Origin of the sequence: uncultured Oscillibacter sp. (genome assembly GCF_950073225.1) — a bacterium.
Lineage (GTDB): Bacteria > Bacillota > Clostridia > Oscillospirales > Oscillospiraceae > Oscillibacter.
The window spans coordinates 13,190-33,244 of sequence record NZ_CATMPS010000021.1; the positions used below are offsets into that span (position 1 = coordinate 13,190).

At 60.8% G+C, this 20,055-nt stretch carries 17 protein-coding genes; 6 read left to right on the forward strand and 11 right to left on the reverse strand.

Annotation, left to right across the window (positions count from 1 at the left end; all coding sequences use genetic code 11):
- Positions 1 to 20 precede the first annotated feature (20 nt).
- Genes Q1M04_RS10695 through Q1M04_RS10705 form a run of 3 tightly spaced genes read right to left on the reverse strand, consistent with a single transcriptional unit; the run spans position 21 to position 3,235 of the window.
- Entirely contained in the window at positions 21 to 863 is an 843-nt protein-coding gene (locus Q1M04_RS10695) for a carbohydrate ABC transporter permease (protein ID WP_295736701.1), read from the reverse strand.
- Positions 863 to 1,819, reverse strand: a complete 957-nt coding sequence (locus Q1M04_RS10700) for a carbohydrate ABC transporter permease (protein ID WP_295736703.1) — start codon at positions 1,817 to 1,819, stop codon at positions 863 to 865. The genes Q1M04_RS10695 and Q1M04_RS10700 overlap by 1 nt, the downstream gene beginning before the upstream one ends.
- 39 nt (positions 1,820 to 1,858) lie before the next feature.
- Entirely contained in the window at positions 1,859 to 3,235 is a 1,377-nt protein-coding gene (locus Q1M04_RS10705) for an extracellular solute-binding protein (protein WP_295736706.1), read from the reverse strand.
- 242 nt (positions 3,236 to 3,477) lie between these two features.
- Between Q1M04_RS10705 and Q1M04_RS10710 the strand changes: the two genes are divergently transcribed.
- Positions 3,478 to 4,269, forward strand: a complete 792-nt coding sequence (locus tag Q1M04_RS10710) for a helix-turn-helix transcriptional regulator (protein ID WP_297982419.1) — start codon at positions 3,478 to 3,480, stop codon at positions 4,267 to 4,269.
- Here Q1M04_RS10710 and Q1M04_RS10715 read toward each other — a convergent pair.
- The 4 genes from Q1M04_RS10715 to Q1M04_RS10730 are packed head-to-tail and all read right to left on the reverse strand — an operon-like array spanning position 4,235 to position 10,787.
- Positions 4,235 to 6,640 carry a GH36-type glycosyl hydrolase domain-containing protein gene (locus tag Q1M04_RS10715; RefSeq protein WP_297999102.1) on the reverse strand — a complete coding sequence of 802 codons (2,406 nt, stop codon included), beginning with the start codon at positions 6,638 to 6,640 and terminating at the stop codon, positions 4,235 to 4,237. The two genes, Q1M04_RS10710 and Q1M04_RS10715, sit on opposite strands and share 35 nt — an antisense overlap.
- A gap of 14 nt (positions 6,641 to 6,654) precedes the next feature.
- Positions 6,655 to 9,360, reverse strand: coding sequence for a GH36-type glycosyl hydrolase domain-containing protein (locus Q1M04_RS10720; protein ID WP_366132063.1), 2,706 nt, complete (start codon positions 9,358 to 9,360; stop codon positions 6,655 to 6,657).
- On the reverse strand, positions 9,357 to 10,142 hold the full coding sequence (locus Q1M04_RS10725) for a glycoside hydrolase family 16 protein (RefSeq protein ID WP_297999104.1): 786 nt from the start codon (positions 10,140 to 10,142) through the stop codon (positions 9,357 to 9,359). The genes Q1M04_RS10720 and Q1M04_RS10725 overlap by 4 nt, the downstream gene beginning before the upstream one ends.
- A 33-nt stretch (positions 10,143 to 10,175) precedes the next feature.
- Positions 10,176 to 10,787 (reverse strand): DUF624 domain-containing protein, encoded by a 612-nt coding sequence (locus tag Q1M04_RS10730; RefSeq protein WP_297999107.1) that lies wholly within the window; start codon positions 10,785 to 10,787, stop codon positions 10,176 to 10,178.
- Positions 10,788 to 11,347: 560 nt separating this feature from the next.
- Between Q1M04_RS10730 and Q1M04_RS10735 the strand changes: the two genes are divergently transcribed.
- Together Q1M04_RS10735 and Q1M04_RS10740 are read left to right on the forward strand one after the other, a co-directional pair.
- Positions 11,348 to 11,518 carry a hypothetical protein gene (locus Q1M04_RS10735; protein ID WP_297999109.1) on the forward strand — a complete coding sequence of 57 codons (171 nt, stop codon included), beginning with the start codon at positions 11,348 to 11,350 and terminating at the stop codon, positions 11,516 to 11,518.
- Positions 11,519 to 11,628: 110 nt separating this feature from the next.
- Positions 11,629 to 13,293: a recombinase family protein gene (locus tag Q1M04_RS10740; protein WP_297999111.1), complete on the forward strand. Its 1,665-nt coding sequence runs from the start codon at positions 11,629 to 11,631 to the stop codon at positions 13,291 to 13,293.
- A 60-nt stretch (positions 13,294 to 13,353) separates the two neighbouring features.
- Here the strand turns inward: Q1M04_RS10740 and Q1M04_RS10745 are convergent, their stop codons facing one another.
- The gene (locus tag Q1M04_RS10745; RefSeq protein ID WP_204790803.1) at positions 13,354 to 13,929 is read right to left on the reverse strand and encodes a dipicolinate synthase subunit B; all 576 of its coding nucleotides are present in this window, start codon (positions 13,927 to 13,929) and stop codon (positions 13,354 to 13,356) included.
- A gap of 10 nt (positions 13,930 to 13,939) precedes the next feature.
- Positions 13,940 to 14,770, reverse strand: a complete 831-nt coding sequence (locus tag Q1M04_RS10750) for a dipicolinate synthase subunit DpsA (RefSeq protein ID WP_297293913.1) — start codon at positions 14,768 to 14,770, stop codon at positions 13,940 to 13,942.
- Positions 14,771 to 14,885: 115 nt separating this feature from the next.
- Here Q1M04_RS10750 and Q1M04_RS10755 point away from each other — a divergent pair, with 115 nt between their 5' ends.
- Complete coding sequence (locus tag Q1M04_RS10755) at positions 14,886 to 15,569, forward strand: YjjG family noncanonical pyrimidine nucleotidase (RefSeq protein WP_300447712.1); 684 nt, start codon at positions 14,886 to 14,888, stop codon at positions 15,567 to 15,569.
- 132 nt (positions 15,570 to 15,701) lie between these two features.
- Here Q1M04_RS10755 and Q1M04_RS10760 read toward each other — a convergent pair whose 3' ends face one another.
- Positions 15,702 to 17,054: a CCA tRNA nucleotidyltransferase gene (locus tag Q1M04_RS10760; protein ID WP_297300649.1), complete on the reverse strand. Its 1,353-nt coding sequence runs from the start codon at positions 17,052 to 17,054 to the stop codon at positions 15,702 to 15,704.
- A 112-nt stretch (positions 17,055 to 17,166) separates the two neighbouring features.
- On the opposite strand from Q1M04_RS10760, the gene murC reads away from it, so the two are divergent.
- Entirely contained in the window at positions 17,167 to 18,543 is a 1,377-nt protein-coding gene (gene murC / locus Q1M04_RS10765) for a UDP-N-acetylmuramate--L-alanine ligase (protein WP_297999114.1), read from the forward strand.
- A gap of 5 nt (positions 18,544 to 18,548) precedes the next feature.
- The gene (locus tag Q1M04_RS10770) at positions 18,549 to 19,088 is read left to right on the forward strand and encodes a prolyl-tRNA synthetase associated domain-containing protein (RefSeq protein ID WP_297999116.1); all 540 of its coding nucleotides are present in this window, start codon (positions 18,549 to 18,551) and stop codon (positions 19,086 to 19,088) included.
- A 54-nt stretch (positions 19,089 to 19,142) separates the two neighbouring features.
- Here Q1M04_RS10770 and Q1M04_RS10775 read toward each other — a convergent pair whose 3' ends face one another.
- Positions 19,143 to 19,889 carry a hypothetical protein gene (locus Q1M04_RS10775; protein WP_297999118.1) on the reverse strand — a complete coding sequence of 249 codons (747 nt, stop codon included), beginning with the start codon at positions 19,887 to 19,889 and terminating at the stop codon, positions 19,143 to 19,145.
- Between the last annotated feature and the right edge of the window lie 166 nt (positions 19,890 to 20,055).

Consider the following 20,055-nt stretch of genomic DNA (forward strand, 5'->3'; position numbering starts at 1 on the left):
GCGGTCTCTCCTTGCCGTCGTTACTCCTTGACGCCGCCCAAGGTGACGCCTTCTACGATAAACTTCGACAAAAGCAGGTAGATGATAATGATGGGCACAATGGCGATGGTAATCATCATGTAGATTTTTCCCATGTCGAAGTTCATGTAGTCCGCGCCCCGAAGGGTGGCGATCATGATGGGCAGGGTCTGTTTGTTCTTGGAGGTAATCACCAGGGCGGGAATGAAGTAGTTGTTCCAGGAGCCCACGAAGGTGAAAATGGCCTGTACCGCGATGGCGGGCTTCATGATGGGCAGTACGATGCGGTTGAAGGTGCTGAACTCCATGGAGCCGTCGATCCGGGCCGCCTCGATCAGGTCCTTGGGCAGGGAGGACTGCATGTAGCTGTGCATGAAGTAAAACACAGCGGGAGAGGCGATGGAGGGGATAATCAGGGGAAGCAGGGAGTCGTCCATACCCATGTTGGTGATCAGGCGGAGGAAGCCCAGGGCCGTCACCTGAGTGGGCATGACCAGGATGGCCATGATGAAGGTGAAGGCCGCTTTTTTCAGCCTGAAGTCATAGGCGTAGATGCCGTAGGCCGTCAGGGCGGAGAAGTAGGTTACGATGGCGGCGCAGCAGCCGGAGACGATCAGGCTGTTCAGGACGCCCCGGAGGATGGGGATAGCCGGGTCGTTGATGACGTTTTTAAAGTTCGTCACCAGGCTGGAACCAGGCAGCGCGGAGAAGCCCAGCTGAAGCTGCGCGTGGGAACGGGTGGCATTGATAATCAGGATGTAGAAGAAGAACAGGCACAGGAACGCCAAGATAATCAAAACGACATGGGCGAGAATTTCACGCCCGTGAGATCTCTTTTCCTGCATTACGCGTTGCCCCCTTTCTTGGCGCGCTTGGCGGCGGACTTGGAGCCGTCGGGGTCGGGATCGGTGTTCATCTTAAAGACAAACCAGCAGAGGATGGCGCTGATGATGAAGAGGAACACGGACAGCGCACCGGCGATGCCGTAGTTCTTGGCCTGGAGGTGCTTGTTGAGGTACATAATCAGGGTCATGGTGGTCCGGTCGGGCGCGCCCTTGCCGCCGGTGAGGATCTGGGGCACGTCGAACATCTGGAGACCGCCGATGAGGGAGGTAATCAGTGTGTAGGTCAGCAGGGGCTTGATTTGGGGAAGGGTAATCTTGAAGAACTTCTGGAGGTGGGTGCAGCCGTCCAGCTCCGCCGCCTCAAAGATGGAGGGGTTGATGCCCATGATGGCCGCCATCAGCATAATGGTGGTGTTGCCGAACCACATGAGGAAGTTCATCAGGCCCACCAAGGTACGGGCGCCCAGGGTGGACTCCATGAACCGGATGGCCTCCCCGATCACGCCCATGTTGAGGAGGATGTTGTTGATGGGTCCCGCGTTGGAGAACAGGGCGAAGAACAGCATGGCAAACGCGGAGGCCATGATCAGGTTCGGCAGGTAGATGACCACCTTGAAAAACTGCTTGCCCCGGATCTTCAGCCGGGCGTCGGTGAACCAGGACGCCAGCACCAGGGCCACCACGATCTGGGGCACGAAGCCCAGGATCCACATGACGAAGGTGTTCCAGGCGTACTTGGGCAGGTCCGAGGAGAGCAGGGAGATGTAATTGCTGAGGCCCGTCCAGTTGGGGCCCACCGTCTTCAGGCCGAAGGCGTAGTACTCATAGAAGCTGTTGCGAATGGTGTCCGCCAGCGGAATCAGGGAAAAGATGGCGTAGGACAGGAAGAAGGGCAGGATGAACAGATAGCCCCATTTGGCGTAGCTGACGGTTTTGAGTTTCTTCTGGTTTTGCATAAGAGGTCCCCCTTTCACAGTATCAATGGTCTGCCGCTTTTACGGCCATTCCACGCCGCCGCCTACCAGCCAGGGGTAGCGTTCGGTGATGGACATCTCAAAATTGGCCTTGGCCTTCTCCAGGCTGATCTTGCCGTTGAAGTAGTCGCCGAAGGTGTTCTGGAATTCCTCGACACAGCCCTGGTCATAGGAGGAGATGTTGCTCAGGTCGATATTGGCGGCCACCTCGGACAGCACGCCCAGGTAATTCTGCCCGCCCAGCAGCTCAATGCCGAAGTCGGGGGACTGGGCCAGCTCCTCCATCAGGGGCTGGTCGTTGCTCATCTCCCCATTGTTCACCGCAAGGCTCCGGAGGATGTCCCGGTCCGCCGTCATCTTGAGCATAATGTCCTTCACGTGCTCGGGGTTGTCGGAGCCCTGGGCGGCCACCAGCCAGGTGCCGCCCCAGAAGAAGCTCTGGGGGCTGGGGCAGGAGGCCCAGTCCTGGGCGGCGGCAGTGTCCGTCACGTTGGGCTTGATGCACACGTCCAGGCCCCAGGCGGGCAGGAAGAAGCAGAAAACCTTGGAGTCCGGGCCCATGTCCTTGTTCCACTCGTCGATCCACTGGCCCGGCACATTGTGGTTGATCCCGCTCCGGGTATCCTCCAAGGAGCGCTCCACCCACCGCATCATATTGGGATCCACCACCACGGTCTTGTCGTTTTTGACCCAGGGGGAGGAGACGTTGTTGGAGTACACCCGGTAGGTGTCGGCCCGGCCGGAGTACATGTAGTAGCCGGCGTCCTTCATCCGCTCCGCCGTCTCATAGAATTTATCCCAGTCGGAGACGGCGGCGGCCACGGTCTCCGGGTCGTCGGTGCCCAGAACGGCCTTAGCGATGGAGCGGCGGTAGACCAGCATCCCGGGGGTCGCCTGGTAGCTGAGGCCCCGGATCTCGCCGTCAGCCGTCCGCATGGCGTCCAAGGTGTAGCGGTACTGGTTGGCGATGTCCGCGTCCGTGATGCCAAGCTGGGAGATGGGCATGGCCACATTGGCCTCCGGGTCGATGTATTTCAGCGCGTAGTCGGCCTCCACCAGGTACATGTCCACCCGCTCATCGGCGGAGACACGGTCCTGCTTGAGCAGCGCCTCGTCCAGCTTCTGCTGGTAGACGCCGTCCTGAGTGGGGTTGATGACCCAGTGGATCTCCGTGCCGTCCTTCAGGAAGGTGACGGACTTGTCGTTGGACAGATGGTCGATCTCAGGATAGTTGGCGTTGAACTTCCCCTGGAACTCATCGTTCCACACGTAGATGTTGAGGATCTTGCCCTCCACGCCCGGCACAACATCCGAACCGCCGGGACTGGAGCCGCACCCGCTCAGAAGGCCAAGAATCATCGCGGCCATCAGAGCGGCATACCAAATTCTTCTCTTCACGATCGTTTCCTCCTATTTCCAATTTGATACAGCCGTCTGCTGTGATGCTCCCCTCATTATAAAGTGCCGCCGAAAAAGCGTATACAAAATTAAAGAAAGATATATCAAATTCATGCCGGACTTTAGGTATTTTACATATAATTTCCAGTTAGCCTGCGGAAAAATCTCCCGTCTTTCCTCTTGCCGAAATATCAAATCTATGATATATTCTAGCCCTGAAAGATATTGAAGGAGGTGTGCATATGAATGGAGCAAAGGCGTGGAAGCCTCTGGAGGCCGACGGGGAGCGGGAGGTCACCAGCCATCGGGAGCCCGGGGAGGAGTTTCTGTTTTACCGCTCCGTGGCGGAGGGAATGATCGACGCGGTACAGGAGAACTGCAGCCGGGGCGCCTTTGAGAACATGGAGGGCGTGGGGCAGCTCTCCGAGGACCCGGTGACCAATCTGCGCTATCACTTCGTAGTGACGGCAGCCATGCTGACCCGTTTCTGCATGGAGGGCGGCATGGCCATGGAGGAGGCCTTCGGGCTCAGTGACGAGTACATCCGCCGGATGGACTGCTGCACCAATATGGCGGAAATCGTCTACGTCCACGACCAGATGGCCCTGGACTATGTCTGCCGCATGCGGAACCTGAAAAAGCGCATCGCCTCTTCCAAGCAGGTGGCGGAGGCCATCGACTACATTTACGTCCACATCATGGACCGTATTACGATCCAGGAGCTGGCCTCCGCCATCTCCATCTCCCCGGCCCACCTGTCCCGCATTTTCAAGCAAGAGACCGGCATTTCCGTCAGCGAGTACATCCGCCAGAGGAAGATCGACATGGCGAAGAATCTCCTCCGCTTCAGCGACTACGACTTCGCGGACATCGCCGCCATGCTGTCCTACTCCTCCCAGAGCCATTTCATCCAGCATTTCCGCACCCAGATGGGCATGACGCCCAAGGCCTACCGGGACAGGAACTACATGAACAACTGGAACGTGAACCGGGAGTCTTTCACATCGTCAGGACAATCTCCGTCCGCGCCGTGAGGCAGGCCTCCGGCACGTAGTTTCCCTCCATGGGCATTCCATTCACCGTCAGGGACTCGCAGCCGGACTCCCTGCCGTTTGGATTTTCCACCAGAATGTGAAGCCTTTTCCCCCGGAAATCCTTCTCGATCTCCAGCGCCTTCCATTCCCTCGGGATGGAGGGCGCGATTTTCAGCCCTTCCAGGTCCGGCCGCATCCCCAGGATGCCCTCCACACAGCCCACCATAACGGTGGAAGCCGTGCCCGTGAGCCAGTGGACGTGGGACCGCCCGGCGTTTGGGCTGGCCGGCCCTTCGGTGAACTGGCCGTAGCAGTAGGGTTCGATCTTCCGGATCTCCGCCCGGTCGTTCTGCATGGAGGGGGCGTTTTCCTTGAAATACTCAAAGGCCCGGTCCCCGTGGCCCAGGAGGGCCTCCGCCAGGATCAGCCATCCCTGAGACTGGGAGAAGACCCCGGCGTTCTCCTTGACCCCGGCGTTGTAGATGACGGCCAGCGCCCCGTCGAAGGCGTGGGCGTGGTAGGGCGGGTCCATGAGGATGGCGCCGTAGTCGGTATTCAGCCGGTTATAGACGCTGTTCATGGCCAGCTGGGCCTGTTTCCCGTCCGCCAGGCCGCTGATGACCGCCCAGCTCTGGGGATTGAGCCACAGGTTGGCCTCCGGGGCGCTGTGGTTTCCGATGACCTCGCCGGCCTCGGTAAAGCCCCGGATGTAGCGGTCCCCATCCCAGCACAGGTCGTTGAGCAGGGTCCGGAGCTTTTTCTGTTCCCTCTCCAGCCAGTCCAGATACCTGCCGTCCTCCCGGCAGGCGGCAAACTCCCGCAGGACGGTAAAGGCGTAGTAGAACTGGAAGGCCACAAAGGAGGACTCCCCCTCCGCCCCCAGCCGCAGGCAGTCGTTCCAGTCGGCGTGAAGGCCGGCGGGCATCCCGTGGGGGCCTAAATGCTGGAGGGAAAAGTTCAGCGCCCGCTTTAAATGTTCGTATACGGTGCCCTCATCCCGATTGGCAAAGGGAATGACCTCATCCAAAAAACCAACGTTCCCGGTCTCGGCGATGTATTTGTAGACCGTGGGGAACAGCCACAGCGCGTCGTCGGCCCGGTAGGCGGGGTGGCCGGTCTCCTGAACGTAGGAGGCGTCCTCCGGTGTGTCCTCATGGCCCGGGTCGTGGGTGAATTTCACCAGGGGCAGTCCACCGCCGTGGTCCACCTGGGCCGAGAGCATGAAGCGGATTTTCTCCGCCGCAGCCTCCGGCTCCAGATGGATGACGCCCTGGATATCCTGCACCGTGTCCCGGTAGCCGTAGCCGTTGCGCAAACCGCAGTAAATGAACGACGCCGCCCGGGACCAGGTGAAGGTGATGAAGCTGTTGTAGGCGTTCCAGGTGTTGATCATGGTGTCGAACGCCGGACAGGGGGTCTTGACCTGGAAATGGGAGAGCTTGCCGTGCCAGAACTGTTTCAGGGCCTCCAGTTCCCGTTCACAGACCGCCTCCGGGTCTTGATACGCCTTCATAAGAGCGGCGCTTTCCCGCTCGTGTTTCTCCCCCAGCAGGAAGGCCACTGTCACAGTCTCTCCCGGCTTCAGGGTCACAGCCGCCGAGAGCGCGCCGCAGCTGTTGCCGTTGTAGCCCAGGCGGTTCCAGAGGTTCCCACGCTCCACGCCTACGGGACTGCCGTATCCCCGGTAGGGTCCCAGGAATTCCGCCCTGTCGCCGCAGTAGGAGGAAACCTCCGCCCCGGCCAGTCCGAAGAATCGCTCGATGACGGACTTGGCGTCCACCTCGTCCTCCGCCGCGTCCAGATTGCCGTGAATCTGCTGGCGGACCCGGTTTTCGTCGAACAGGGTTCTGGTGACAAATTGGGAGTATTGCAGGTTCACCTGGTCCTGCTCATAATTGCCGTGGCTGGTAAACTCCGCGTAGCCCGTGAGGGTCAACGTCCGGGGGCGGTCCGAGTCGTTGCGCACTGTCAGCCGCCAGACCTCGTGGGTCCCGCCCAAGGGCACATAATAAGCCGCCTCGCTGTGGATGCCGCCGTAATCCGCCGTCATGACCGTGTAGCCCATTCCGTGGCGGCACTCGCTTTTGTACGTATCCAGGTCCTTTCCCACCGGCTGCCAGGAGGCGGACCAGAAGTCCCCCGTCTCGTTGTCCCGAAGATAGAGGTACCGCCCCGGCTGGTCGAACTGGTTGAACACATACCGAAGAATCCGTCCGTTGGCCCCGGATTTGACAAAGCTGTAGCCTCCGGCGTTGTTGGAGATCAGCGCCCCGTACTCCGGAGAGCCCAGGTAGTTGGCCCAAGGGGCCGGGGTGTCGGGCCGGGTGATCACGTACTCATGGGCCTGATCGTCAAAAAATCCATACTGCATCGCGCGTCATCTCCTTACATCAATTCCACTGTGATCTGATTTTCCGTCACAGGCAGCCGGTCCAGAAGCGCCCGGTCCAGCAGGACCCGTCCTTCCGTCACCGGCAGCCGCCGCATTTGAGGGCCGTCCGCCGTGGTCAGGTACGCCTTTTCCAGCCGGTATTCGCCGTAGTCCTTCCGGCTCAGGTTGACGGCGATCACCTGGAACCGCTTACCGGCGAAGGGAAGGGTCAGGGAGGCGGTCCCTGCTTCGCCGAACTGCTCCCGCACCAGCTTCGGGGCGATCGCCAGGCTGCCGTTCTCCCCCCGGACGCCGAACGCCTCCGTGATCACCGTCAGCATGTACCAGCTGGCCGCGCCGGTGAGGTAGTGGTACATTCCCCGGCCCTCGGCGTTGAAATACTCCGGGATGCCGGGATAGATTTTGCTGCTCTCAAAATCCAGAGCGGCGTCCGCCAGGGTCTGAAGCGCTTTATAGCCCTCCCGGACGAAGCCCCGGCGGTAGAGGGCGTTGGCGTACATCACCGTCATGTGGGAGAACACCGCCCCGTTCTCCTTCTCACCGTAGGCAAAGCCGAACATCCGGCCCATATCGAATTTCAGCTCGTGGAAGTCCGTGTTCAGCCGGTAGCCCCCCTCCTCTTTTTTGTAGAGGTATTTGTCGGCACTGCGGGCAATGGCCTTTACCTGTTCCTCCGTGGCGGTCCCGCTCATGATGGCGAACACCTGTCCGGTAAGCATCATGCGTGCGCCGGTCTCCGCAATGCCCTCCAGGGGCTGCCCGTGGTTGTCATAGTAACTGTTGAACCAGCCGTCCCTCCCGTCCGCGATCCACTCCTGACGGCGGATGTGCTCCATCAGCCAGTCCGCTTTGCCCTCCAGGTTCTCCGCCAGCTCCATCGGGAGGACCCGGATGGTCCCGCCGCTGACATTGTGGGCGCAGCGCCGGGTGTATCGCTCCAAGACCGCCTTTTTCTCCGACAGATCGTCGTAGTCTATGGGCGGCGTCCGAAGCAGCTCCTCCAGCTCCTCCGCCAGCTCCACGTTTTTCCAGGTCTCGGCCAGCCGCCGGAGAAGCCCCGCCAGGTCCTTGAGATTGCCTGCGTAGGCGCAGGTGAAGGCCACGCTCTCCCCCCGCTCCGGGGCCATGTCCAGGGCGTCGTTCCAGTCGGCCCCCCGGAGGCGGAAGATGTTGTGCTCCCCCACCTCATAAAAGGCGGTGAGGTGCTGAATCAGCAGGTGCTCCAAAATACTGCCGGTGTAGACCTTGCCGGAAGCCGTCCGCTGCCTGTTTCCGTACGCCGGGTCCCACTGTCCGTCGATCTCTGTACCCCGCATAGCCTGGGGGTCCTTGAAGTAGGAGACCTTCGCGCGCAGGATATCCAGGTCCCCCGTCTGGTCGATGTAGAGCTTGGTGGTCATCAAGGGCCAGAGGGCGTGGTCCATCCAGACTCGGGCGATGCCGTTGCGGTCCGCGATAAAGTTCCCCAGGCCCTCTCCGATGATGGTGGCGTTGGTTCCGTCCATCCGCACGCCGCCGAAGCTGGCCTGGATCATCTCCCCCACGCCGCCGGGGTCCATCAGCAGCAAAGACAGGCAGTCCTGCCAGAGGTCCCGCCAGCCCCGGCCTCCCCGGCCATAGTCGTGGTGGGGCAGGAAGGAACAGCCGTAGATCCGCCGCAGAAGGGGCTGGAGGCTCACCCAGCGCATCAGGCGGTCGAAGTCCGCCGAGCCGGTCTGGTAGCGGACGTTTACCTTGTCCTGCCAATAAGCTTTTGTGCGCTCCAGGGCGGCATGGACCCGTTCCTCTGTGCCGCAGGCCGTTAAAATCCGGTCCATGTCCCCGGCATCCTCCGTAATTCCCAGGAAGACGAGGTACACCGACGTTTCTCCAGGTCCCAGGGTGACCTCAGGGAAGCGGATGCCGCCCATGGCCTCCCTGCCGTCGATCTCCATTCCGGCGGGCCGGGCCTCCCGGTCCTCGCAGACGGCCCGGGGATGGAGAAATGTGCCGCCCTCGCCCACAAACTCCTGCACCGTCGGGTAGAATCCGGCGGGGGCGCCACCGTTCCCGGTTGTTCCGCAGACATAGTAAATCCGGCGGTTTTCCCGATGGCCCTTTTCATCAAAGGACATGGTGGGCTTGACCTGGACGCCGTATTTTGTGGTCCGAATCCGGTGGAGCATGGAGGTCACATTCCGGTGGTCCCGGAGGTTGTCCGCGCTCCGGCCGTAGATGGGAACCGCCGCGACGCCGGTGACGCGCTGGGGCGCAGCGTCCCGGTTTGTCACCCGCACCTCCAGAATCTCCACATTCTCATCCGGCGGCACAAAGGCCGTCAGCTCCGCCTGAAGGCCATAGCGCCTTGAGGTCCGGCGCACCGTCTGCCACAAGAATCCCGCCGTCAGGACGCTCTCGTCCTGGTCCGGCGTAAAGCGGGCGGCCTCCTGTTCGGCGCTGACGCCGGAGGCGGACCAGCAGCCCTTTTCTGTCACGCACCAGAAATTTCGGGTGCCGCGGCTGTTCCGCAGGTCCTCGATGCTTACCGGCTCCAGAAGAAAAGACTCCTGGTCCAGCTTGCTGTCTCCGGCCAGATCGGGGGCGATGGCGCTTTTTAGTCCGGTCTCGCTGGCTAGGGGAAAATAGAGGCCGCTGACCGCCTCGGGATTTCTCAGTTCAAAGGTTCCGTTTTCATCCAAAAAGCGGATTTTCTCCATCATAGCTCCTCCATTGATTGACGTGTTTTCCGGTATACCCGCACGTAGTCCACCTCAAAAGCGGCGCGGGCAAAGTCTGTTGCTTCATCCGGCGGGCCGGGCCAAACGCCGCCCACCGCCAGATTCAAAATCACATACATGTTATGGTCAAAGGGCGCCGGGAAGGGCGTGCGGAGGCCATCCGTCCCGGCGGAAAACCACTGTTCCGCTTCATAGAACAGCCTGCCGTCCACATACCAGCGGATGCACCCGGGAAGCCACTCCAAAGAGAATGTGTGGAAATCCGCCGCAAAGTCCCCCTCCGGCAGAGTAACCGCCCCCTGGCTCTGCTCGTGGGGCAGGCCGTAGTGAAGCGTGCCGTAGTTCGTCCGGGGCTCGTGGCCCAGGACCTCACAGACGTCGATCTCGCCGCAGACGGGCCACTGGCCCCAGCGCTCCTCGTCCCCCGTCATCAGCCAGAAGGCCGGGAGAAACCCTTTTCCCCGCGGAACCTTCAAGCGGGCCTCGAAAATCCCATAGGTAAACTCGTGCTTTCCCTGGGTGGAAATCCGTCCGGAACGGTAAAAGACGCTTCCATCCCCCAGCGCCAGCCTGGTGGGGCGGATATGCAGGAAGCCGTCCCGCAGGGACAGGACATCTTCCGCGTCTACGTAGGCTTGAAGCTCCTCATTGACCCAGCCCGGATCGTGCAGCTCTACGTTCCATTTGGTTCTATCCAGAGTTTCCCCGTTAAAATCGTCCTCGAAAACCAGGGCATACCCGTCATAAGAGAGATATTCGCTCATGATTTCATCTCCTTCTAAGATCGCATTGTTTTGTTACTGCTTGAATATCCTGCGCAGATAAAAGAGGTTCCCATAGGCTCCCGCCGCGGCCCCAATCAGCAGCCACACACCCAGGAAGGCGCCAAAAAACTGTGGCAGAAAAAGAAGAACCAGGATCGGCAGGAGATTGACCGCTGTTATAAAAAACGTGATTGGGAGCCTTGCCAGTGCCAGCCGCACGGCATTCCCGAAATGCCTGGAGAAGGTATTTTCAAAACAGGCCAGAAGTGGAAACAGCCAGGACAGGATAGCTGTCAAAATCACAGCAGCGATGCAAAACAGCACAAACAGCTCCGGCGGAAACAGAAGCGTCCCGGCATAGAGGGCCCGGCAAAGGACAGCCAGCAGCGTCAGGTCCGCCAGCAGCAGTACCGCCGCTGGCGTTGAGGCGGTAAAGGCTTTCCGCAGATTCCGAAGGAAATCCCGAACGGGGGTACAGTCCCTTTCCTGGTATAGCTCCATCGCTGTCATGTAAAGGGCCGTGACCGCCGCCCCCAAACAGACGACGGTGCATGAGGTAAGGATGAAGACCACGTTCAAAAAAATCAGGTCGCAGATTTTGGTTAAAAACCGTGCGATTCCGCTGTTTGGGCCAGGCATGTTCATGTTGAAGCGTCCCTCCTGCCGCCAGGTGTTTTCTGCCATTTCAACCAGTGTCTTCTATTCTACAGGAATATATTTGTGCAGGATATCAGCGTTCAATAGAAAATATCAAAATTCTTGCAGAATGTTTCACAGAGATACTTTGCATGTCATAGAAGCTGATTTTCAAACTCTAAACGGCCTCAAAATCGTCTTGATTCACCGCCTGGTTTTATGATAAGATTTCAGTCAGATAAATTTAGGCCTTGTTTGAAACATGGCCTAAGCTCAGAAGGCAAATCGTGGTGGGAGGTATTATTTCCGAGCTTAAAACTCGGAAATAATACATTTGATTTAAGCCGTTTTGCGGTTGCCGCTGTAAACAGCGGCAACCGCAGAACATGGCACATATTACTTCCGACCTTTCAGTTCGGAAGTAATATCTCCAAAGAGCTTCTTGATATGCTCTCCTGCCGGTCCGCACTGGGACAGAGCTTCAAACAGATCTCCCTGCGGGAAACTCCTTTGATCTTCGTATCCAACACAAGCTCATTCGTCCTTACACGCCCAGGCATAACGGCAAAGTGGAGCGCAGCCACCGGGAAGACCAGAAACGCTTTTATTCTGTCCACTCTTTCTTCTCTCTGGCTGACTTTCACAAACAGCCTGCTGTCCATAACCACAGCTCCAACAACTTACCGATGCGTCCCCTCGCCTGGCTTTCTCCTCTCGAATTCCTTGTCCAATTTGTTTGACAATCCTACACAAGGGGACTGTGAATTTTCCACAGTCCCCTTGCTTTTTTTGTGTTCTGTGATATACTGAAAAACAGAACATGATAAAACGAAATGAAAGGGAGGGTCCCATGGACCTGCACAGCATCCGTCAGTCCTTGCGGACAAAATCCATCTATGACATCCCTCTGCGGGTGACCTACTACGCCCGTGTGTCCTCCGAAAGCGACGAGCAGCTCAACTCCCTGGGCAACCAGGTCAGTTACTACGAGGAGCTCATCCGCAAAAACTTTGCCTGGGTATATGTTCCCGGTTACGTGGACGAGGGCCTGTCCGCCGCTACAACCAAAAAGCGGGAGAATTTCCATCGCATGGTGGCGGACGGCGGGGCCCACAAATTTGACCTCATCATCACCAAGGAGATCACACGGTTCGCCCGAAACACCTTGGACTCCATCCGGTACACCCGGGAACTGCTGAGCGCCGGGGTGGGGGTGTTTTTCCAGAATGACAACATCAACACCTTTGACGAGGACTCCGAGCTGCGCCTGACCATCATGTCCGGCATTGCCCAGGACGAATTACGGAAGCTCTCCAGCCGTGTCAAGTTCGGCCACGCCCAGGCCATCAAGAAAAATGTGGTCCTGGGCAACAGCCGCATTTTCGGCTACGTCAAGGACGGCGGGCGGCTGGCGATTGACGAGGGCGAGGCCCCCATGGTCCGGGAGCTGTTCGAGCTGTACGCCTCCGGCGAATACAGCATGAAGCAGATCGAAACCCTGTTCTGGGATAAGGGCTACCGAAACCACAACGGGAAAAAAATCGCCCATACCACCATGTCGGGCATGATTTCCAACCCGAAATACAAAGGCTACTATGTGGGAAACAAGGTCAAGGTGGTGGACCTGTTCACGAAAAAACAGAAATTCCTTCCTCCGGAAGAGTGGGTTATGTTCAAGGATGAAACCGGCGAGATTGTCCCCGCTATCGTGGATGAAACGCTATGGGAGCAGGCCAACAAAGTCCTCCAGAAGCGCAGCGAGGACGTGAAGGGCCGTCAAGGCATCTGCAACCATGCCAACCTCCTGACCGGTAAGCTGTTCTGTACAGACTGCGGGACGGCCTACTACCGCCGGGATTCCGTGGACAAAACCGGAAAGAAAAACAGCAAGTGGGTCTGCTCCGGGAAAATCAAAAACGGGGCCGATTCCTGCGCTTCCTTCCCGATTTACGAGGAAGAGCTAAAACCCCTTCTCTTTGAAGTGTTCCAGGAGGCGGAAGCGGACGCCGACGCTCTCATTGAGGAATACATTGAGATGTACAAATCCCTGGGAGATGGTGAGGACACAGCCAAGCAGATCGCCGCTCTGCGTCAGCAAATCGAGCTGGCCCAAAAGAAGAAAAGCAAGCTCCTGGGCTACAACGCCGCCGGGCAGCTCTCCGACCGGGATTTTCTTTCCATGAATAAAGAGTGCGACCGGGAGATGGACGAGGCCGAGCGGCAGATCTACGAGCTGGAACAGCAGCAGCTTTCAAAGGCAGAGTTCAAGAAGCACATCGACACCATCCGCCGGGTACTCCGGGAGGTCAAACGGGACGCCGCCCAAGGCATCATCAACAAGGAATTTGTGGATCGCTACATTGACAAGATTTTCGTCACCCCCGAGGATGGGCGCTTAAAGCTGCAAATCAAGATATTCACCGGGGACACTACCGACAAATACCTCACAAATCTCAAACGTCGTACGGGTCACACGTTCAAGAAGATGATCGAGTCCTACGAGAAGTCCCTGTAACTTCCCGCTGGAACGAAAGGGGGAGAGGCAGCCGCCTCTCCCCCTGTTTCTCTCATCCTCTCACCGCAGCAAAATCGGCTGGTACTGTTCCCCCCGGAGCGCCGCATCCACCGTCTCCGGCAGCTTCGCGAAATCCGCCACCAGAGAACTGGGCTTCTTTTCGGCGTTGTCCTGGCCGAACGGCACAAAATAATAATTCCGCCGGACCAGCAGCTCGCCGATGTTCCGCGCCCCCGCCGCCAGCCCGTCGTTGCTGGACACCGCCAGCACCACCGGCCGGCCGTTCCGCAGATGGGACTTGGCCGCCATGGTCACCGATGTGTCCGCGATGCCCGCCGCCAGCTTTGCAATCGTGTTCCCCGTGGCCGGGGCAATCACCAGTACATCCAGCAGCCCCTTGGGCCCGATGGGCTCCACCGACGGAATATCCAGCAGCACGTCGTTCCCCGTCAGGTCCTCCAGCCGCTCCAGCAGGTCCTCGGACCGGCCGAAGCGGGTGTCCGTAAAGGCGGAAATCTCCGAGACGATGGGAATCACCGTTTCATAGATCTCCGTCAGCGCCTCCAGGGCCTTCAGCACCTTCTCGTGGGTGCAGAAGGACCCGCAGACCGCGAAACCGACCCGTTCCTTGCGCATACAGGTCACCTCATTCTTCCAATAGGATGTAATACACCGCGTCCCGAACAGCCGCCGCCGCGGACCGCGGGCTGAGCCGCCCCGGCAGAGAACGGGCCCAGAGAACCTCCGGGCCGTCCTCCGCCGCCTCGATGCCCCGGACGGAAGCCAGGTCCATCAAAAGGCAGTCCGGCGGCAGCTGGGCCAGAAGCGGCCCGCCCAGGACGGGAAAGGGGACCGTGTTGAACACCGCGCCGAAAGCGCCTAAACAGCCGTCCAGCTTCCCGGTCTCCAAGGCCCGGTAGCCGTAGGCCCGAATCCAGGCCAGGTCCTCCGGCCGTCTAGCCGTAGCCGTGACCCTGGCCCCCAGGCCGTGGAGGCGGCAGCTCAAGAGCTTTCCGATGCGGCCGAAGCCCAGCACCAGGCAGTCCAGCCCCAAAAGCGTCCGGTCCAGCCGCTCCATGGCGGTTTGGACGGCCCCCTCCGCCGTGGCGGCGGCATTGGCCACCGCCAGCTCCTCCCGGAGAAAGTAGTCCTCCACCGTCAGGCCCAGGGCCTCCGCCTCCCGGCGCTGCTGGGGCCGCACCTGGCCCGCCAGAATCCGCTGTCCGGGCTGGAGGCGGCGGAACAGGTCCGCCGTGGGCACCGCCCCCTCCTCGCAGTTCAAGACGCCATCCCCCCTGCACAGCGGCAGGGGCAGAATCACCACGTCGGAGGCGGCGGCACGATCCAGCGTACCCGCTCCCACGGGCTTCCAGCGCTCCAGGCCGTAAGTACGGACAAAATGGCCGTCTCCGGCCAGCAGCCGCCCAAGCTCCGCCTGGCGGCGGTCCCCGCCGATGACGCCAAAGGTTTTCTTCATCTCAACACTCCCCCTCGCTCCATGGTATGGCCGGGAGAAGAAATGGGTGATTGTCTTTTTCCGGCGGACGTGCTACAATGAAAGCCGTGAAACCTGCCGAAAGGACTGGACGATGATGAGATACGAGTACCTGCTTTTCGACGCCGACGACACCCTGTTCGACTTCCCCAAGGCCTCCTCCCGGGCCTTTGAGAACATGTGCCGGGCCCACGGCATCCCCTACACGCCGGAGATTTACCGGCTCTACCATGAAATCAACCTGGAGCTCTGGGCCGCCTTCGACCGGGGAGAGCTGACCAAGGAGTTCATCACCCTGGAGCGCTACGTCCGCTTTTTGAAGGCCCTGGATCTGGAACGGGACCCGGCGGCCTGCAACCGGGACTATCTGGCCGCCCTGGGCAAAGGTGTTTACCCCCTCCCCCACGCCGAGGCGGTCTGCCGGGAGTTAAAGGCCCAGGGCCACCGGATGTATATCGTCACCAACGCCGTGGCCTCCGTCCAGCGCAGCCGCCTCCAAGGCAGCGCCTTCGCGGAGCTTTTCGAGGCCGCCTTTATCTCCGAGGAGGCCGGGGCCGCCAAGCCCAGCCGGGCCTATTTCGACTATGTGCGCCGCCGGCTTCCGGGGCTGACGGAGGAAAACGCCCTGGTCATCGGGGACTCTTTGTCTACAGACATTCAGGGGGCCAACAACGCCGGACTGCCCTGCTGCTGGTTCAACCCGGCAAAAAAGCCCCGGCGGGCGGGGCTTCGGGTTGACTATGAGATTTCCGATCTGCGGGAGCTTTTGAACATCGTATGAACAAACGGCGCCGGAATTTTCCGGCGCCGTGTTTCAGTTTTTCGGCTTTTCCCAGACCCGGCCGTTGGTTTTGGTGGGGAATGAAGGAATCGCGTTCATCAATCCCCCCATACGCTCCGCGGGGGAACTCCCTCAAAGCCTTTCATATCCGCCCCCCTCTCCGCCGGGCTCACGGTTTTTTCGGACATGCTCCAACAGCGTCTCCCGGTCGTTGGGCAGCACGCCGTCGACGGCCTTTTCCAGGAGATCCTCCAGCGCCTTTCCCACCGCCGGGCCGGAAAGACCCAGGGCCAGCAGGTCCCGCCCATTGACCGCCAGCTGCTTTAGGGAGAAACAGGCGTCCCCGGCCAGGAGGCGGTCCAAGATTTCCTCCGCCTTATCCAGCTCCTGCTGCCGGTCCCAGTACGCCGGGGCCTGTCCCAGATTATCCGCCCGCTTTACCAGAATCAGGCGGCGCAGGTCCGCCTCCCCCAGAATCCGCAGGGCCCGCCGGATGGACTTGTCCGTCCGGGGGATATCCTTGTCGTGCCACTCCACCAGCCGGACCACGGTCTCCCGGAAAGCCGTGCCGCATTTCAGCCGCCGGAGCATCTTATCCGCCAAATCACGGCTGACGGCGGGGTGGCCGTAGAAATGGCCCACGCCCTTTTCATCCAGGGTAAAGCAGGCGGGCTTCCCCACGTCATGGAGGAGCATGGCACAGCGGAGGACCACGTCACCCGGCACGGCGTCCAGGGCGTGGAGGGTGTGCTCCCACACGTCGTAGCAGTGGTGGCGGTTCCGCTGGCCGAAGCCCACCATGGGGAGGAGCTCCGGCCAGAAGACGCCGAAAACCTCCGGGTATCCCCGCAGCACCGCCGCCGCGCCTTCTCCCGGCAGAAGCTTGAAGAATTCCACCTGAATCCGCTCCGCCGCGATGTCCCGCAGCCCCTCCCGGTTCCGGCGGACAGCCGCCGCCGTCCCAGGCTCGATTTCCAGCCCCAGCGCCGCCGCAAACCGGAGGCCCCGGAGAATCCGCAGGGCGTCCTCTTGGAAACGGCGGTCCGGGTCCCCCACGCAGCGGAGAATTCCCCGGCGCAGATCCTCCCTTCCGCCGAAGGGGTCCCGGAGCTCGCCCCGGAGGTTCCGGGCCATGGCGTTGACCGTGAAATCCCGCCGGGCCAGATCTTCCCCGATGGAACGGGTGAAGGTCACGGACTCCGGGCGGCGGTGGTCCCGGTACGCGCCGTCCACCCGGTAGGTGGTAACCTCCACCGGGCCGCCGGGCGTTTTCACGGTGACGGTGCCGTGCTTCAGCCCCGTGGGCTCCGCCCGGGAGCCGAACACCGCCAGGGTTTCCTCCGGCCGGGCGGAGGCGGCCACGTCCCAGTCCTCCGGCCTCCGGCCCGAGAGGGCGTCCCGGACGCAGCCGCCCACGCACCAGGCCTCGTGGCCCGCCGCTTCCAACGTTTTCAGGACTGCCTGTACATTCTCCGGGATATCCACAGGTTTTGCCCCCTTTCGCCGTTGCATTTCTTTGCTTCTTATATTATAATAAACAAATTGTGAGGATACAATCTTTTTTAAGTTCCGTTTTCTGGAAAGGAAGCTGAGTTCCATGATGCATAACGAAAAACCCATCAGCGACTTCTTTGTCCCCGGCGCCCGGGCCCATCTGGTGGGCATCGGGGGCGTGTCCATGTGCCCCCTGGCGGAGGTCCTGCGGGACAAGGGGCTTGTCATTCAGGGCTCCGACATGTCGGAGAGCGGCACCGTGCAGCACCTGCGGTCCCTGGGCATCCCCGTGGCCGTGGGGCACAACGCCGACAACCTGGGGGACTGCGACCTGGTGATCCGCACCGCCGCCGTCCACGACGGCAACCCGGAAATCGCCGGGGCCGTCGCCCGGGGCATCCCCGTCTATGAGCGGGCCCAGGCCTGGGGGGCCATCATGCGGCACTATCCCAACGCCCTCTGCGTGGCCGGGACCCACGGGAAAACCACCACCACCTCCATGTGCACCCACGTCTTCATGGCGGCGGAGGCGGACCCCACGGTGATGATCGGCGGCACCCTGCCCCTGCTCCGCTCCGGCTACCGGGTGGGCCAGGGGGACACCATCATTCTGGAGTCCTGCGAGTACTGCAACAGCTTCCTCAGCTTCTACCCCACCGTGGCGGTGATTTTGAACGTGGAGGCGGACCACCTGGACTTCTTCAAGGACCTGGAGGACATCAAGCGCTCCTTCCGCCGCTTCGCGGAGCTGGTGCCCGCCGGGGGCCATGTGATTGTCAACGCGGACAACGCCGGGGCGCGGGACGCTGCCCAGGGCCTGGACGCCTTTACCTTCGGCCTGGAGCCGGGGGCGGAGTGCACCGCCGTGAACCTCCGGGAGGACAAGGGCCGCCCGGTCTTCGACATCCACGTTCACGGAACGTTTTACGCCCACGCGGAGCTGCGGGTCTACGGGCGGCACAACGTGTCCAACGCCCTGGCGGCGGCCTCCGCGGCCTATGTGCTGGGCCTCCCCGGCCAGGCGGTGGAACAGGGCCTGGCGTCCTTCACCGGCGCGGGGCGGCGTTTTGAGTACAAGGGGGCCTTTCAGGGCGCGGAGATTTACGACGACTACGCCCACCACCCCGACGAGCTCCACGCCCTGCTGACCACAGCCAAGGGCCTGGGCTACCGGCGGCTTATCGTTGCCTTCCAGCCCCACACCTACTCCCGGACCGCCAAGCTTTTCGACCGCTTTGTGGAGGAGCTGAAGCTGGCGGACGTGGTGGTGCTGGCGGAGATCTACGCCGCCCGGGAGCAGAACATCCTGGGCATCTCCTCGGCGGACCTGGCCCGTGAAATTCCCGGCTCCGTCTACTGCTCTACCCTGGACAAGACGGCGGAGGCCGTCCGGCGGCTGGCCGGGCCCGGGGATTTGATTCTGACCGTCGGCGCGGGGGATATTTACCGGGCCGGAGAAAAGCTTTTGGCAAAGGAATGATCGCTATGGAGCATTCGCCGCTTATTCACAACGCCCGGCCGGAGGGGGAGCTGCTGCCCCAGGAGGAGGCGGCTTTCGCCCTGCTGGAGGAGCTGGGTATGGACTACGTCCGGGTGTCCGGCGAACCCGCCGACACCATGGAGAAGTGCGCCGCCGTCAGCGAGGTCCTGGGCGTGCCCATCTGCAAGAATCTCTTTCTCTGCAACCGGCAGAAGACGCAGTTTTACCTTCTGCTCATGGGGCCGGATAAGCCCTTTCACACCAAGGACCTGTCCCATCAGATCGGCTCCGCCCGGCTGTCCTTCGCGCCGGAGGAGAGCCTTTGGGAGCTGCTCCACTGTACTCCCGGCTCCGCCACTGTGCTGGGTCTGATGAACGATACGGAGCACCGGGTCCGACTCCTCATAGAGCGGGAGGTCTATGAGGCGGAGTACCTGAGCTGCCACCCCTGCATCTGCACCAGCAGCCTGAAGCTGAAAACGGCGGAGGTGCTGGAAAAACTCCTTCCCCGCACGGGGCACGCGGTCACCGTGGTGGACCTGTAAATATCCCATAAAAACAAAAGCAGCGCGTGGCCGGTCCGGTCACGCGCTGTGCTTTTATGTAGGATCAAATTCTACGGTCTCCAGGATGCCGGGGATTTCCGCCCGCATCCGGTCATATTCGTCCGAAAGCTCCGTTATTTCAGAATTGTACTGCACGTCCGTGGGACCTGCGGAAATAAGGGCCGCCCCTTCCTTCTCCACCACCACGCTCGGGCCGTCCATATACCCAAATTCCGGCGAATCAAGGTCGGCCGGGCTTTCCGCGGTAACCAGGAAGAACACCAGACCGCCATAGTCCTGCTTGGAAGCCTTTTGATAAAAGGACAAGCTCGTCCCGTCGTTTTCGACCACGCACGCATCCTTCCACTCTTTCGGGAGAGTCAGCCGCACGCGCCAGCCGTCTATCGTCTCGTCCACGAGGACCCTGTCCGGGGCGCTTGTTCGGATTACCTCCATTGTCTCCATTTCCCCGTCCCCATCCTTGAAGAACCGCGCCCAGGGCCCATTGTCCTTGAGCTCCTCGAGTTTGCCGATTTGGCCCTTGATCGCCTCCAGCGGTACCTCCCAGGACGCTTTCAGGTACGGCGCCGCGCGGCCTTCCGGCGCGGGGCTCAAAAACATTCCCCCCACCACCAGGGCAATCGAGACCAGGACGCAGAGGAGCGCCGGGAGCAGGGAATCAAAATTAGCCACCCGGATAACCAGCCAAATCACGGACGCCAAGAGCGCCGCCAGTCCAATCAGGCCGATGATGCCGAACACCCCGGCCAATATGCTGAACTTGATCAGCAGCGCCTCCATACGCAATCCCTCCCGTATCCTCCGCAAACCCCGCGCCAGGCGAACGCCGCCGCGGGCTTTCCGATCTTCCTCTCTTACAAATATGATATCGTCCTTTCCCCGGAATGTCAAGGTCTTTCCTTCCCCGGCCCGCGGAAACGAAAGGGCGCGCCTCCCGGAGAGCTCC